The 13,927-nt window shown below is 60.9% G+C and carries 10 protein-coding genes, 1 tRNA gene and 2 pseudogenes; 4 read left to right on the top strand and 9 right to left on the bottom strand.

Translation table 11 applies throughout. The features are described 5' to 3' along the window. Nucleotides 1-233: 233 nt before the first annotated feature. The 9 genes and pseudogenes from SO140_RS37020 to SO140_RS36980 all read right to left on the bottom strand — a co-directional run bounded on the left by SO140_RS37020 (nucleotide 234) and on the right by SO140_RS36980 (nucleotide 7,128). Nucleotides 234-539 (bottom strand): hypothetical protein, encoded by a 306-nt coding sequence (locus SO140_RS37020; RefSeq protein WP_449382591.1) that lies wholly within the window; start codon nucleotides 537-539, stop codon nucleotides 234-236. A 625-nt stretch (nucleotides 540-1,164) separates the two neighbouring features. Next, a complete protein-coding gene (locus tag SO140_RS37015) occupies nucleotides 1,165-1,443 on the bottom strand; it encodes a hypothetical protein (RefSeq protein ID WP_449382592.1) in 279 nt (92 codons plus the stop codon). Nucleotides 1,444-1,853: 410 nt separating this feature from the next. Further along, nucleotides 1,854-2,039: a hypothetical protein gene (locus tag SO140_RS37010; RefSeq protein WP_449382593.1), complete on the bottom strand. Its 186-nt coding sequence runs from the start codon at nucleotides 2,037-2,039 to the stop codon at nucleotides 1,854-1,856. Nucleotides 2,040-2,519: 480 nt separating this feature from the next. Then, nucleotides 2,520-2,609 (bottom strand) — tRNA-Ser (locus SO140_RS37005). A 315-nt stretch (nucleotides 2,610-2,924) separates the two neighbouring features. Further along, the gene (locus tag SO140_RS37000; RefSeq protein ID WP_449382599.1) at nucleotides 2,925-3,251 is read right to left on the bottom strand and encodes a hypothetical protein; all 327 of its coding nucleotides are present in this window, start codon (nucleotides 3,249-3,251) and stop codon (nucleotides 2,925-2,927) included. A gap of 229 nt (nucleotides 3,252-3,480) precedes the next feature. Further along, nucleotides 3,481-5,331: a dihydroxy-acid dehydratase gene (gene ilvD / locus SO140_RS36995; RefSeq protein ID WP_449382594.1), complete on the bottom strand. Its 1,851-nt coding sequence runs from the start codon at nucleotides 5,329-5,331 to the stop codon at nucleotides 3,481-3,483. 207 nt (nucleotides 5,332-5,538) lie between these two features. After that, a pseudogene (locus SO140_RS36990) lies at nucleotides 5,539-6,069 on the bottom strand (ABC transporter permease); the annotation flags it as partial. Then, nucleotides 6,046-6,276 (bottom strand): annotated as a pseudogene (locus tag SO140_RS36985) (ABC transporter substrate-binding protein); the annotation flags it as partial. The pseudogenes SO140_RS36990 and SO140_RS36985, both read right to left, overlap by 24 nt. 30 nt (nucleotides 6,277-6,306) lie before the next feature. After that, entirely contained in the window at nucleotides 6,307-7,128 is an 822-nt protein-coding gene (locus tag SO140_RS36980) for a sugar phosphate isomerase/epimerase family protein (RefSeq protein WP_449382595.1), read from the bottom strand. A gap of 642 nt (nucleotides 7,129-7,770) precedes the next feature. Here SO140_RS36980 and SO140_RS36975 point away from each other — a divergent pair. The 4 genes from SO140_RS36975 (at nucleotide 7,771) to SO140_RS36960 (ending at nucleotide 12,921) form a co-directional block, all read left to right on the top strand. Next, complete coding sequence (locus SO140_RS36975) at nucleotides 7,771-8,145, top strand: DUF1330 domain-containing protein (RefSeq protein WP_449382596.1); 375 nt, start codon at nucleotides 7,771-7,773, stop codon at nucleotides 8,143-8,145. 586 nt (nucleotides 8,146-8,731) lie between these two features. Next, a complete protein-coding gene (locus SO140_RS36970) occupies nucleotides 8,732-9,319 on the top strand; it encodes a hypothetical protein (protein WP_449382597.1) in 588 nt (195 codons plus the stop codon). Nucleotides 9,320-10,888: 1,569 nt separating this feature from the next. Continuing rightward, complete coding sequence (locus tag SO140_RS36965) at nucleotides 10,889-11,371, top strand: hypothetical protein (RefSeq protein ID WP_449382600.1); 483 nt, start codon at nucleotides 10,889-10,891, stop codon at nucleotides 11,369-11,371. Nucleotides 11,372-12,402: 1,031 nt separating this feature from the next. Beyond that, nucleotides 12,403-12,921 carry a hypothetical protein gene (locus SO140_RS36960; RefSeq protein WP_449382598.1) on the top strand — a complete coding sequence of 173 codons (519 nt, stop codon included), beginning with the start codon at nucleotides 12,403-12,405 and terminating at the stop codon, nucleotides 12,919-12,921. Nucleotides 12,922-13,927 lie beyond the last annotated feature (1,006 nt).

Genomic DNA, 13,927 nt, shown 5'->3' with positions numbered 1-13,927 from the left:
CGATCTACTGTTGCACCCGGGGCTGGTCGCAGCTTGAGGCTTTGGCTGCGAGTTCATTTCAACACGGAATTAGATCAGCGCTTTCGAATTGAGGCCGCCTTCCGAGGCGGCCTCCTTGTGTCGACGGCCTTCACCGGTTGTGCTTCCTGTGCGAACGGCGCCGGCCGACGCGGGACCCGCCCCAAACGCACGGGATACGGCCGACAGTTTTTCGCTCGGATCGTCCGGAAGGGTCATAACGGCCTTGGCAGCAACAGGATCAGCAGCAGCGCCAAGGTAAAATCCAAAGCAAGCGCGAAGCTGAGGCGATCGGCCAATATCGAGAAGATGTTCCTGACCGACGTGGTTGGCTGCTGCCCCAAGCGACCGTCATCCCTGGTATGTGAAACATTCGGCTGTGGAGGCCCGAGATATGGCGCATATGCCAAATATTCGACGTGTCGTCTGCGTGAGACGACTTCTCGGGTGCCGTAACCAACGGCAAAACCCAACCCGACTGCCGCGAACAGAATTGCCAATCCAAGCATAGAATAACCCACCGCTGCCTCGCCTCGGTTTTCGTTAACCCAGATTGGCCGAATTCGATCCTAAGCGGGGTCAGTTTCCCGCCAGCCTTTCCCCACGTCCGCAATGGCTCGCGGCCGTTGCGAGCCTCTTTGTGAGGTTCTTGGGAAGTCGCTTCGATTGCGGCATGTCGTCCGCGCAATAGACCACGACGCCGCTCACGCGCATCGCGCGCATCTTGCCGGTAGGCATATGACGTCGACCAGGGCGCGGCCGTCTACTTCTGCCGGACACGGCGACGATCAGCCCGCCACTCGTGAGACACACGGTGGATTTTGTGTTTCGGTTGGAGTGAACTCCGCTGTGCCGCTAGCGAACCCAGAGGGCCACGAGGGCACACGCGAAGCCTACCGTTAGGATGCTCGCAGCCGTTGCCGTGACCAGATCAATTGACCAGTGGTGTCCTTTTCCACCGATCAAATCGAAGTGCCTGGAGCGGCTGTCGTCCTTGAATGTCTGAAGGCGCATGACACGCACTCCCATGTGCGCGCGTTCGGCAAGGATTTAATCGGCGACAACCCAGATAGTTCCTTATGTCCCTTCGCCTGTCCGGGAAGCCGCCGCGCGCAAGCTGGTCGAGATCGCGGCTCACATCAAGATCTATTGCCGTTCCTCGTATTTCTTGCAGCGAGGATCGCCTGGTTTCACCCGGGCAATCTCCTGCAACGACGGCGGCGATCCACAAGTTAGCAGCGTGTATTCCTTGTAGGAAGGCGCAGGCACGCGCCAGCAAAGAGCCTCGCCGGCGGGCACGTCGTACGAATCCCCGCTGCGTAGAGTATAGCTACACGACGACACAGACTGTTTGGTCTTGTCTTGTGCATGAGCGAGGGTTAGCCCAGCTGATAATGCGAAGAACGCCACCAAGAACAGGCGCATTTTTCTCTCCCTTGCAACCGCGTGGTCGCAGGCCCCGGAAACATGGCGGGGGTCGGTGCCACGACGGCACTGTCAAGTTGTCAACATACAGCTCCCCGAAGCGTCCGCGAAGTGCTGACTTCCTCATCTTGTGCCCGGTACCCTCTAGCCTGCCGGGAAGAATAGACGTGGTTGCACAGGGCTGGGGAGCGGCTTTGACGATCCGATCGAGGCCAACGGCCGCAAGCTGGTGATGCTGCGTGATGCCGGCGAGTACATCGCTGCGCTGCCGCAGAAGGAGCACGACGCGCCAGAATGGCAGGCTGCAAGGCGGCCCGAACCGCGGAAGTTGCTCAGACGCGACTTGGCGAGAACGATCCCGAGGGGGCGCCTGCGCGTATGAGGCGATAGGCGCGCGCCGGCGTGAGCCACTAACTGCCAGTCGCCTTTCGCCTCTCGAGCAGCGCCATCTCTACCTGATCCGCAAGAACTGTGAGGTGAGCGGCGAGGCGATCAAACAAGTCGCGTTTGTCTCTGTCGGTCGCCAGATCGCGGATCAAGGCGCACTCTGCCGCGTCCCTGCGCAGCTTCTCGAGCTGGGCTTGATAGTCTTTCATCGCTACGGTCCCCGCGCCGCATCTTACCAATGTCGGCATCGCGATACCGGAAGTCAATTCTCCTATGTTAAGGCTCGCCAGCGTGAACCGGCAGTCACGCGACGTTTTCCCGCATTGATCAGCCGTCGATAGGTTTGTAACTCAAGGTGGGGCCGCCGACCCTGTGCAACGGCCAGCGGCCCCTGCCGGCCACTTCCAATTGCCCTGCCTCAACAGAAGCGATGGCCGACGCAAATTAGTACGATTAGGGGCCCGCCAGGTTCCGCCGGCGGGCCTCGTCGTTCCCGTACATGCCGTTCTCGAAGATCGCGGGCGCGATCGGCAATGGTCCCCGTGAGGCAGTGCATTCCGTCCAGCACTATCTCTGCATCCGGTTGCGCCAGCACCATGCAGCGCGGAGATCGCCTCCGCTGGCGTGAGGCCAAACCGATCGCGCGAATCTTTGATTCGGGCCGCTCGGCTTCCGGATCCGAGCTGCATTGGCGGAAGGGGTGGGATTCGAACCCACGGTACCCTTGCGGGCACGCCGGTTTTCAAGACCGGTGCCTTAAACCACTCGGCCACCCTTCCAAATCAGGAATTTCAGTCGCTTAACGCAGGCAGTCCGCAAAGGCAACGCGAAGTTGGACTGGTCCGGCTGGCAGGTGTCGTCGCCCACCGGAACCACCTGTAAGGTCGCTGTCAGCTTGCCCGCTTAGCTTGCGAAGCCTGCAACGGCCCTCGTCACGTGGCCGGACACAATCAATTCCCGACATCGGCGCCGCCGCCCAGGGCGTCGCCGATTACGAGGCCCGGCTGGACTAGTCTCCAACTCCGGGCCTCGTTCGCTTCAAACGAAAGCGCAGCGCCAGGGGCGCCACGCTTTTTGTCTGCTCTGATTCTGGTTCAGTAGCCGCCGCAGGACGCGCAGGGCGAGACGACGGGGGCATAATAAGAGTAGCCGGGCGAGACCATCTCGACGCGCTGGCGCGTCGCGTATTGCGGCGGGATTCGCTCGTACTGCACGCCGGCCGGCGCGACCATCACGGTCTGCGGCACCATCACGGTGCGGTACTGCGCGGGCGTGCGATGCGCAACGACGGAGCCAGGCGAGACCATCACGGTCTCATCGACGGTGCGATATTGCGGCGCCACGTATTGCTGCTGGTAGCAGGTCGTGCACGGCGGCGGGGTGTAGCAATTGTAGCAGCCGGCGGACGCCGCGCCCGTCATGGCAATGGCGACGGTTGCACTGGCGAAAACGACGGCAATGGTACGAGACATGGTGGTTGGTGCCCCAGTTACGCGGGAAATGACTTGGATCGGTGGGTCGGCACGCAGCAGTATATGCTGCGAAATCCGCATCGATGAAAGTTCGTTGGGGCATCCTTAACGGGACCGCGCAATCGCGGCCGGTCGATAAGAACTCATTGACCAAGGATCGTAGCCCGCACGTGCGAGCTTAGTTCGAGCGCCGCTTGACCTCGCGCACCGCGCCGCGCGCGGCGCTGGTGGTCAGTGCGGCATAGGCTTGCAGCGCAGTCGAGACGTTGCGCTTGCGGTTCTGCGGCTGCCAGGCCGCATCGCCCTTCGCCTGCTCCGCCGCGCGGCGCTTGCTCAGTTCCTCGTCGGAGACTTCGAGCTGGATGCTGCGGTTCGGGATGTCGATCGCGATGCGATCGCCGTCGCGCACCAGGCCAATGTTGCCGCCCTCGGCGGCTTCCGGCGACAGATGCCCGATCGACAGGCCCGAGGAGCCGCCGGAGAAGCGGCCATCGGTGACGAGCGCGCAGGCTTTGCCGAGCCCGACCGACTTCAGGTAGCTGGTCGGATAGAGCATCTCCTGCATGCCGGGGCCGCCGCGCGGACCCTCATAGCGGACGACGACGACTTCGCCAGCAACGACCTTGCCACCCAGGATGCCTTCGACCGCAGCGTCCTGGCTTTCGAACACGCGGGCCGGGCCCGAGAATTTCAGGATCGAGGCATCGACGCCCGCCGTCTTCACAATGCAGCCGTCTTGCGCAAGGTTGCCATAGAGCACGGCGAGGCCACCATCCTTGCTGAAGGCGTGTTCGAGATCGCGCACCACGCCCTTCTCGCGGTCGAGATCGAGCTCCTCATAGCGGCGCTCCTGGCTGAAGGCCACTTGCGTCGGAATGCCACCGGGCGAAGCGCGATAGAAGGTGCGGACCTGTTCGCTCTTCGAGCGCTTGACGTCCCAGCGCTCCAGCGCGTCGGCCATGGTCGGTGCGTGCACGGTAGAGACCTTGGTGTCGATCAGGCCGGCGCGGTCGAGCTCGCCCAGAATGGCCATGATGCCGCCGGCGCGATGCACATCCTCGACATGGACGTCGGCGACGGAAGGCGCGACCTTGCACAGCACGGGCACGCGGCGCGACAGGCGGTCGATGTCGCGCATGGTGAACTCGACCTGCCCTTCATGGGCTGCGGCGAGGAGATGCAGCACGGTGTTGGTCGAGCCGCCCATCGCGATATCCAGCGTCATGGCGTTCTCGAACGCCTTGAAGTTGGCGACGTTGCGCGGCAGCACGCTGGCATCGTCCTGCTCGTAGTAGCGGCGGACGAGGTCGACGATGGTGTGACCGGCCTCGACGAAAAGGCGCTTGCGATCGGCATGGGTCGCGACCACCGAACCGTTGCCGGGCAGCGCGAGACCCAGCGCCTCGGTGAGACAGTTCATCGAATTGGCGGTGAACATGCCGGAGCACGAGCCGCAGGTCGGGCAGGCCGAGCGCTCGATCACCTTGACGTCGTCATCGCTGACCTTGGAGTCGGCCGCCGCAACCATCGCGTCGATCAGGTCGACCGCGTGTGTCTTGCCGTGCAGCTTGACCTTGCCGGCCTCCATCGGGCCGCCCGAGACGAACACCGCGGGGATGTTGAGCCGCAGCGCCGCCATCAGCATGCCAGGCGTGATCTTGTCGCAATTGGAGATGCAGACGAGCCCATCGGCGCAATGGGCGTTGGCCATGTACTCGACGCTGTCGGCGATCAATTCGCGCGACGGCAGGCTGTACAGCATGCCGTCATGGCCCATGGCGATGCCATCGTCGACCGCGATGGTGTTGAATTCTTTGGCGACGCCGCCGGCCTGCTCGATCTCGCGCGCGACGAGCTGGCCGAGATCCTTGAGGTGGACGTGGCCGGGCACGAACTGGGTGAAGGAGTTGACCACCGCGATGATCGGCTTGCCGAAATCCGCATCCTTCATGCCCGTCGCACGCCAGAGGCCGCGCGCGCCCGCCATGTTGCGGCCGTGGGTGGTGGTGCGGGAGCGATAGGCTGGCATGGCGGTTTCCGTCCTCGTTGGGTGGGCCTGGCGGGAAATTTTGAAGCCGCCTCAGGCCTTTCCGGCCGGATAGCGCACGGGACCGAAGGGCGCAACGAGAACTTGCCTCGAAACCGCCCAGATCGACCCGGTGCAGGCCTCCCCTGCTCCCGACGCGGGCTTTTCGTAGTCCGGATCCGCTTCGCTCCATCCGGGCTGCAAGTGCCCCTATTGCAGGGTCGGATCGAGCTTATCGCGCAGCCAGTCGCCGATGATGGAGACTGCGAGCGTGGTCACGACCATCGTTGTGGCTGGCGCCAGCATGATCCAAGGCGCCCGGGTCAGGTACTCCCGCCCATAGCCGACCATGTTGCCGAGGCTGGTCATCGGCGGCTGAACGCCCAGCTCAAGGAAGGACAGACCGGACTCCATCAGGATCACCTCGGGGAAGACCAGTGTCGTGGAGACGATCAGGGTCGAGGCGATGTTGGGCAGGATGTGCCCGAGGTAAATCCGACTCGGCGTCGCGCCGAGCTGGCGGACGGCGGCCGCATAGCCCTGCGCATGGGCCGATATCGCGAGGCCCCGCGCGATGCGGGCATAGCGCTCCCAGCCGAACAGGCCCATGAGCAGCGTCAGGGAGTTGCCGAAGAAGGCGAGCACCGCGAGCGCCATGATCAAGAACGGCATGCTCGCCTGGAAGTCGGACAGCATCAGCACGAGTTGCTCGACCGCATTGCCGCGGAAATTCTTCGAGATCAGCCTTCCCAGATCGAGGAGAAGAATACGCGCTCCCCAACGTTCGACTGCTCGCGCAGCACGTCGAGCACGTTTGTGTTCGTGACCTTCTGTACCGCGATCGTGACCGAGGGACGGTTGTCGCCCTGCGCCATCGAGAACCGCGGCAGGAGCTGCCGGCGGCCGCCGTGCCGGATTTCAGGATGGTCGACGTGTGAGCTTGCTCATGACGATGACCCCTGCCCTTATTTGTGTTGGTTATTCAGCGAGACCGAGCGACTTGAGATGTGCCGCTGCCGTGCGGACGTGATCGTGATTGCGCAGCTCGAGGATCAGCCGCGGATGGGAATTGAGGCGCCCCAGCGCACGGAACACCGCCGGCCAGCGGATATTGCCCTCACCCGGCGCCCAATGGCGGTCGGCGAAGCCGTCGGTGTCCTGGAGGTGCACATGCGTCAGCATGTCGCCGGCCGCGTCGACGTAGTAGTCGACCGGCGGCGCGCCGGTGGAAACATGGGCGTAGTTGGCGTGACCGGTATCGAGCGAGACGCGCACTTTCGGGCTCTCGAGCGCTTTCGCAAGGCGCACGCGATCACGGGGATCCTTGTCCTCGATGTTCTCGATCACGATCTCGCAGCCGCTTTGCTCGGCCCGCGCGATCACTTCGGCAAGCGTTGCGCGCACCCGCTCGACCAGGTTGCCGCGGCTCTCTGGGTAAAGATCGAGATTGTTGTGATCCCAGGTCGTGAACGGCGAATGGATCACCATCTGCGTCGCACCGAGAAATTCGGCTGCGTCGAGGCCCTGGAGAAGTCGCTTCGTGACAGCCTGGCGGATCATCGGATCATGGCTGTCGATCGTGAAGCCCCAGAATGGGCCGTGGATGCCGAGCCGGCCGGTGTGGCCCGCGAGCATCTGCTTGATCTCGCTCGCAGTGGCGCGCCAGTCGCTGTCGAGCAGGTCCGCGCGGAAGAAATCCTGGATCTCGAGGTCGCGCTGGCGTTCGAGGAGCCAGTCACGGTGCGCAGGGATCGATTTGATTGACAGGGCAGCGCCCAGCACAGGCAGCACAGCGGACATGTCTTGAACTCCCTTGGCCATCGCGTGATGACATCGGCAGCGCTAACGCGGTTCAGTGACACGCCGGTGAAAGGCAGGTTCCCGACGTTCAGGGAGATGTGGTCATCGCGCCGGCCTCGGCACACGCGTGCGTGGCACTGAGACGGCAGTTCACGTCCGTAATGACGCGGATAGCAGCGCCCGATAATTTCGCGTATCTCCGCGCGACCGACGGCCAACACGCATCACACTTTCCTGGCCGCGTCACATGGGCGGGGGCCTCATGAGGCGGGGGATGAAGTCACGAGGTCCGGACTCCTAGGCACTCCGGACCTCGTGGCAGCTCATCCCCATCTAAACGCCATCGAATCTCCCTTACATTGCAGATGAGTTCGCGCATTTATGACGCTCGATTCTGAGCCGGAAAAATGCGCGAGAAAATCGATTTGGGTCCCTTTTTGGGTCCACGTCGGTTCGGAACGGCCTTGTATTGGCGCTCCGTGCGAGAACGATGGGTAGTCCCTTGCCGATCAGTGCAATTACTTGCCGTCATCCTGATATCCTGGTCACGACTTCGTTAGCGCAGTTGCGATGCTACTGGCGCATTGCAACTCAGACCGACAGATGAGCAACGGGTCGCTCGAAATGTTCGGAGCAAGTTCCATGCGGTGGATCGGATTTCTGCTTGTTCTCGGGTTTACTTGCCTTGGCACCGTGTCGATTGCGGAGCAGCAGCATCCGGCCTTTGTCATTATTGAGCGAACTGAGACCACCGCAAGCGAATCGATCCAGAACGAGTACGCAAAGCTCGCGCGGGAAATCTTGCCGAGATACGGCGGGCGCTACCTGGCGCGCAGCCAGAACAATCTCCTTCTGGAGGGAGCAGGCTCCGCGCCATGTTGTATGGCTATTTTGCAATTCCCAAGCCTGGATGCAGTTCGCAGCTGGTACGAGTCACCCGAAAACCAATCGGCCGCAAAAGTCCGACAGAGCGGCGCCAAATTTCGAATCGTTGCGATTGAAGGCCTGCCCGGGTGACCGTTTGGGAGGGTTCGTCTTCGCTGAATGCAGCAGCGCGTGCAGTAGCTCGCGTGCATGAAGGGAGACGAGACGTGGCACGCTCTACTCAGCGGGCCGTAGCACTTCGTCGTGAACCTTCCGACGCGCTCCGCACGGTCGTCCGGTTCTTCTGGGGCGTGTAGGAAAAGCGGGGTACGCGCGACTGCACATACTGAGCATATTTGGTACGAAAGAAGTCGTGGTTGCAGTTACAGGAAGAGGTGCGTCCTACTCAATGTCGGCTATGCGCCGATAGCGACCAACTTCCTCATCGCCACGAAATGACGCGATGAGGCCAGAAGGCGGAAGTGAGCTATCCTGCCCGCGACGCAACAGGACGGAAACACGATGCCTGAAACCGTTACCTTTGATGGCTCGCCTGTCGCTAAGGGGGGCTGGGACCGTCAGCGCGTCGACACTCGCGCTGCACCTCGATTGCACCCACCTACATCTGCAAGCTCGCAGCGGAAGGCGTGATCCAGCGGCAAGGTGACAGCTTCCCGCGCGACCGACGGCAATCGCCACGCAGCGAGGTTGACGCTGGTCACGTCAGGGCTAAGACCGAATGCTGCAACTGCGGTTGATGGAGAAGCGACGCGAGCTGGTGCGCCGGGACGATGTCGATGCCCTGATCGACCAGCTCGCTGGCATAACGCTGACGCATCTATCCGGCATCGCGGCCCGATGCTCGCGCGACATACAGGTCCGGCGCAGTATCGACGCCGTCGTGGATCAGGTCCGCCGGGAGATCGCGTCAGCCTGTCTTGCCAAGGCGGACGAGTGGAACGAGCCACCGCTCGATGAGTGGGTACATCTCGCACAGAAAGGCGGTGCGCGATGGGCTTACGGAAGCTGTGATCTTCACCGTTGGAACGCGGGGACCGACACAAGGTTAGACAGATTGCGTACCATCGCGGCTGCGCTGACCGGCGCGTTGCATTGGAGGCGGCGCATGAAAGTCATCGTTGATGAAACCGGCGAGATCATCGCCATAGCAACGGATGATTATACTCTAATCGGCGGCCACCATCGCCTCGCGGTGGCGGGCAGCATGGGCAAAAGACTGTTCTGGCGAGATACTGGCGAACCTGTGAAGCTCGATCTCTTCTTCAAGCATCATGATCATGGAAGTTCCGTTCGACATTCAGCCTGAGCCGTTCGCCCGGATTATCATTTGGGTACATCGCAGTGTCGCCGTCGCGGTGTGCGCAAACTTCGATAGTGTTATTCGTCAAACAGGTCAGCGCGCTTTACTTTCTGAATACCTGCCCTGCGGAGCGCTGCAAACGTATAAGCCACCAGCTCCGCCCAAGGGCAGCCATCGCTAACAGGAGCGTTACTGCCCTTGGCTCTGGGAGTGCAAATCTCGGAATAGCTACTTTCACTCGAAAATTCCCCGAGTAGTCGAGCGTCAGCCCATGCCCGAAATGCCCACCGCCCGACTGCCGCATGAAACTCGTCGCCGAACGTCCCTTCGCCAACCCGGAAGCCGCAGCTCGCAAGCTTGTCGAGATCGCCGCCGGCATTGAGCCCGTCCAGGACCAGGACGGCCGCATCCATAAGCCAGCGGCCCGGAGTTCGGCGCCGGCATCAAATATGCCGTCGAGCGCGGCTGGCCACGCGGAAAAGCTATGCAGCGTGTGCCAGTGCGGGCATGCGGCGGCGACTGATGTCCCAGTACGTTCGCAACTGGACCGAAGCCACGCGCTCGGTTCTCATCATCGCCTGAACTCGCCGGCGACGAGTTTGCTGCCGGTTGGGAACAAGAATCGGTTGTGCTGTTTAGGGAGTCCAGGGGGACGAGAGTCTGTCAGGAGTTCCCTCATGACCAGGAAAATTGTTATCGCGATGGCGGCAACGGCCGTGATTGCGCTTGCCCCCACAGCATCCTCCGCGCGTGCGGGCTTTCACGGAGGCGGCTTTCACAGAGCTGGGCTCCACAGTGCTGGTTTTCACAGAGCTGGTTTCCACAGAGCCGGCGGTTGGCGCGGCGGCGGCGTCGCTTGGCGCCGGGGCGGCCGGGGATGGCATGGACCGGCTGTAGCAGCTGGCGTGGGTCTCGGCCTCGCGAGTGCTGCCACCTGGGGCCGCCCGGGTTGGAACCAAGGTTGGGGCTGGAATCAAGGTTCGGGATGGAATCAAGGATGGGGACAGGGCTGGAACCAAGGTTGGGGATGGGGCCCAGGTTCGAGTTATGCTGCCTGGGGCGGCAGCTGCACGCAGTGGCGCCGAGTCTGGACCGGTCGGGGATGGCGTGCTGTGCCAGTGAACGTTTGCCGATGACGGCTGTCTAAGCACGAACACTGCAGTAAAAACCCGCCGGCGCTCTCATGTCGGCGGGACTTCATTCGGCGCGGTAATAATTCAATCCTTTGCTGTACCTGGACGCCCCGACGCCCCTCTCACCGCCGCTGATGGCTTGGTCGCTACTGAGTTCGTGTAGTCCGCGTGGGATTGTTCGACCGGCTATGTATCCCAGTACGACCTCGAAACCGGGAGCTTCAATGCCTTGCCGATCCTGCTCGGGCGTCTTTCGGTACGCATCGAGGGGCGACCGCGTCTGACCCAGCGATGCGTGGTCACTTCCTGGAAGTCCGGCAGCGAAGGCCACCGTCCCCCCGCGCCGTTGCGATGCCCCGGGCATTCGGCTTTTTAACCATCCGTTAACCGTAGCTTTCCATGATGCTGCTGGTGTGTGTGTTAGCAACGGGGCTTGAATTTGATGGCGCAGCGTAATTCCAGTGCGTCAGTTGGACGGGACGAGACCGTCCTGAACTTTCCCCCGCCGCCGGCACCAGACAAGGGAGCAACAGCCCTCGACTTGGTGTATCAAGCGGCCGACGTCTTCCGCAGTATGGAGGAGCATGCCCGTGAGACCGAAGCCCGCGCCCAATCGCTTTGCGCGAGCGCCTTAGAAAGGCTGCGGCACGCTGAAATTCGGGCTGAGGCCGCCGAGCGGGCGCAGCGTGAACTGATCACCACCGCCGAACATAAGTTGCAAGGTGCGTGCAGAGCGCTAGAACAAGCCCAGTCGTGCATTGAAGCTCAAAAGGATAAGCTGACGGCTGCAGACCTTCGCGCCAAAGTTGCCGAAGCTGAAGCGCGAGAGGCCAAGGAAGCACTGGCGCTCGTTGAAGAAGCCATTCGCAAACGTCTGCTTTGCGCAAACCCGGATGCAGATAGCAGGTTGACAGCAGTTGCCTGATTGCTACCCATAGCTTGCTGGGCGCCGCCGACGAGCGGCTTGTTAGTGTTCGTGGTCGTGCTTTGGTGCCTCAGCGGAAAGTTCGAGGTTTCGTAGGTCCTCTTCGAGTTCCGCCACGAGCTGATTTATCTGCGATAGCAGGTCAGGGTCCTGCGAAAACACCTCTGCCAGCAACCTGTATCGGGCGACGGCGTTCATCAGTTCCATATGGAAGTCGTATTCACCCATGCAAATCAAAGCGTGCGCGACCACTTAGTTTCGTAGCGATGCAATAGCAGCACTCTGCTGCTTAACCTCGGCGGCGGCAGCGGCTACGAACTTGAAATCGGGTTGGCCAGCGTCTCGACATAGGATCACCTAGCGGTAGATGGGGTCAGCTCGATTTGCGGGGACGGCTATCGATCTTTGGTCTCAAGGACTGTGCAAGATCAGTCCTGGCCCGAAGACGCTGATCGCTCGTGCAGCCCAGATTGCTTCCGGCGACACCAAGACAATGGCGAGCGCCACTAGAGCGATCGAGTGGCCCCCAGCACCGCCTTTAATGTTCTAAAAGTTCCTAACATGGTCCCAGTTCCCTGAGAGAATAAAACACCGGGAACTGCAAGATGGTCCAGAACCGGAGTTCACCCCCAAGGGTTAACATCATGAAAGGCCGAAAGCAGGACCCCAATCATTGGCACGGGCACGCTGAGATAAGAAATGGCGGCCAGCCAAGAATATAGTTTCTCCGCTATGAAACTCCTGACTGAATACATAGAACACGCATTGCAGTTTGAGCGCTTGGCTGCCCACGAAGCTGATCCAAATCTCAAGGCGCAGCTCGCCGAACAAGCGAAAGCCTATCGCGAGTTGGCTGCAGAGCGCGCTGCCCGGTACGGACTCCCGCCCCCTAGTCCGCCCCGAGAAGCCACGCCCGTTTGAAGACCGCTTCAGTTGCCAGTCTTTTCGACTCCTCCCTTAACTTCGGAGATCAGCAACTAGAGTTTAGAACCTTACAGAGCGGCAAAACGTAGCTTGTCACCGTAGCTACTATGGCAGTCGGCAACACTGCTCTTGCCGCAAATCTGGTGGAAGCTACGGGCCTGCCACTGATGACGGTGCTCGTGACGATTCCGATGAAACATTTTCGGAAAGGACAGTGGGTTTTCTGGTGTCTCCCTGCTTTGCTTTTGCTGAGCGGTTGCGGCGGGACGACGCCCGAGTGTGATTCTTTCGATACGCGCAGTACGGTGGTTAAGATCGTTTCAGACAACAGCGACAACGCGCTTGTCAACTACGCGGTCAAGAATTCGAGCGCGATCGCGGCGATGGTAAGTAATACGAGCACAGAAGCCGAAAAATTAGCCACTTTGAAAAAGGCTAGACAAGGCGCCGCATACAGGTTGGATGAAACAATACGCACAAATTCAAAAGCCAAGCGAGCAGTTACTTGTACGGCGTTGTTGCATGTGACCGTTGAGGATGTAACAGCGCAAAAAGAGGTGGACTTTAAGGTAGAACAAGCTGCGGACGGCAAGATTTCCATTTCGGTCAGTCCGTTTCAATTTTGAGATGCCACTCCACTGACGACTTCCGACGAGGTAGGCGAATGATCTCGTTCATTGGCCATTCTGAAGTGTCTACACGTGCTGTCGAGGTCTCAGGATTTAGCGGACCCGATTTGCTCTCACTGGCATTTTCTGACCCAACTCGGACATTCCTTGGAAAGCCTCTCCCTCAAACTATTTGACGGCTGAACTTCAACTAAGGCTAGTCGATAGAAGACGCCGCCGGGTCGCGACGGCCGATCCCCAAGCGAACTCGCTGGCTCTAAGGTGTCTCGCTCAACCACGCACTTCCCGATTTGAAAGCGTGTGCCAACGTGAGCGACAATTACGTCAGCCACACAGTCATACTTCTGCTTAACACTTGAGCTTGCCGAAACCAAAAGATGACGCTTCGATGAGGTGTCGGGTCTTGGCGTGACACCTAGACTCCTCCAAATCCAGCTTCACGCCATCCCCGCAACGGCCCCCCGTGGGATCCAGCGACGCGGCGGGTTCTTGGGTAAAATACGGCGATGCGCAACGGTACAGTCGGACTCTGACAGGAATGCTGTTCGGTGGATGGACCGCGGATGCGATGCCCACATTGCTATGACTCAGGTTGGGTCTGCGAGGCTCATCCCGAGCGGCCTTGGGAAGGAGGGCCGCGCGCATGCGGATGTGGCGCGCCCGGTGAGCCCTGCCCGGTCTGCAATCGCCCAACTGCTGATGCTATTCCGGAAATGCCGGAGGACGTCGTGATCGACGCCAAGAAAGACGACAGGGAATAGAACAACCGCACGAAGGACCACCGATGTAAGCCGTCCGTCAGATCGACACCCTCTGTCGAAGCGGCTTTCGAAGATCGCATTGGGCGATTGTCTCACACTTCACGTTCTTTGACGTCTCCTTCCCAGGACGTCACTTTACCCCAGCCCATTCTTGTCCAGATGATCCGTAATCCTCCGCTGGGGGCCGCCTTGTCAGGTGGACCGTTGTGTTGAGAACTGTCCTTATGGACAGGCATACTCAC

Source organism: Bradyrhizobium sp. UFLA05-108 (assembly GCF_059803455.1).
This window is presented reverse-complemented; position numbering and strand designations above follow the sequence as displayed.

What these genes read in the sequence shown, in the direction of transcription:
- SO140_RS37010 (WP_449382593.1), bottom strand. Translation starts at nt 2,039, where the DNA reads ATGAAAGACTATCAAGCCCAGCTCGAGAAGCTGCGCAGGGACGCGGCA.
- SO140_RS37015 (WP_449382592.1), bottom strand. Translation starts at nt 1,443, where the DNA reads ATGCGCCTGTTCTTGGTGGCGTTCTTCGCATTATCAGCTGGGCTAACC.
- SO140_RS37000 (WP_449382599.1), bottom strand. Translation starts at nt 3,251, where the DNA reads ATGACGGGCGCGGCGTCCGCCGGCTGCTACAATTGCTACACCCCGCCG.
- ilvD (WP_449382594.1), bottom strand. Translation starts at nt 5,331, where the DNA reads ATGCCAGCCTATCGCTCCCGCACCACCACCCACGGCCGCAACATGGCG.
- SO140_RS36960 (WP_449382598.1), top strand. Translation starts at nt 12,403, where the DNA reads ATGGCAGTCGGCAACACTGCTCTTGCCGCAAATCTGGTGGAAGCTACG.
- SO140_RS36965 (WP_449382600.1), top strand. Translation starts at nt 10,889, where the DNA reads ATGGCGCAGCGTAATTCCAGTGCGTCAGTTGGACGGGACGAGACCGTC.
- SO140_RS36970 (WP_449382597.1), top strand. Translation starts at nt 8,732, where the DNA reads ATGCTGCAACTGCGGTTGATGGAGAAGCGACGCGAGCTGGTGCGCCGG.
- SO140_RS36980 (WP_449382595.1), bottom strand. Translation starts at nt 7,128, where the DNA reads ATGTCCGCTGTGCTGCCTGTGCTGGGCGCTGCCCTGTCAATCAAATCG.
- SO140_RS36975 (WP_449382596.1), top strand. Translation starts at nt 7,771, where the DNA reads ATGCGGTGGATCGGATTTCTGCTTGTTCTCGGGTTTACTTGCCTTGGC.